At 62.6% G+C, this 663-nt stretch carries 1 protein-coding gene; it reads left to right on the top strand.

From position 1 onward, the window contains the following. Nucleotides 1-61: 61 nt before the first annotated feature. Nucleotides 62-663 (top strand): IS630 family transposase (locus R5W23_RS10965; protein ID WP_320686357.1); only part of this gene is annotated, 602 nt, incomplete at its 3' end.

Genomic DNA, 663 nt, shown 5'->3' with positions numbered 1-663 from the left:
AACTGGAGGTGGTGGATTCCATCAGCCCCGAAACGGTCCGCACGACGCTCGAAAAAACGGAATGACACGCCGCAAGATCGAGTACTGGGTGATTCCTCCGGAGGCGGATGCCGAGTTCGTCGCGGGGATGGAAGACGTGCTGGCGACCTACGAACGGGCCTACGATCCCGATTGCCCGGTGGTGTGCATGGACGAGCCGCCGGTCCAACTGATCGGTGGAACCCGTGTGCCGATCCCGGCAACCACGGATCACCCGGAGCGTGTGGATTACGAGTACGAACGGAAGGGGGCGGCCAGTATCTTTATGTTCGCCGAGCCGCTCTCGGGCTTCCGTCAGGCCACGGCTCGTGATCGCCGTACGAAAGCGGACTGGGCGCACGAAGTCGCGCACCTGTTGGACACGCGTTATGCGAAGTGCGCGAACATCGTGTTGGTGTGTGACAACCTGAACACGCACACGCGGGGCGCGTTCGACGAAGCCTTTCCCGCCGCGAAGGCACGCGAATACGTGCGACGCATCCACTTCGTCTACACCCCCAAGCACGGGCGTTGGTTGAATGTCGCCGAATGTGAGCTGAGTTGTCTGACGCGGCAATGCCTGACCGACCGCCGCATCGCCGAGTTGTCGGTTCTCCGAGCGGAAATCGCGGCATGGGCGACTCG

The organism is Gemmata algarum (genome assembly GCF_034097035.1).
Lineage (GTDB): Bacteria > Planctomycetota > Planctomycetia > Gemmatales > Gemmataceae > Gemmata > Gemmata algarum.
Note: the sequence above shows the minus strand (reverse complement) of the source record. Positions and strands in the feature narration are given on the sequence as shown.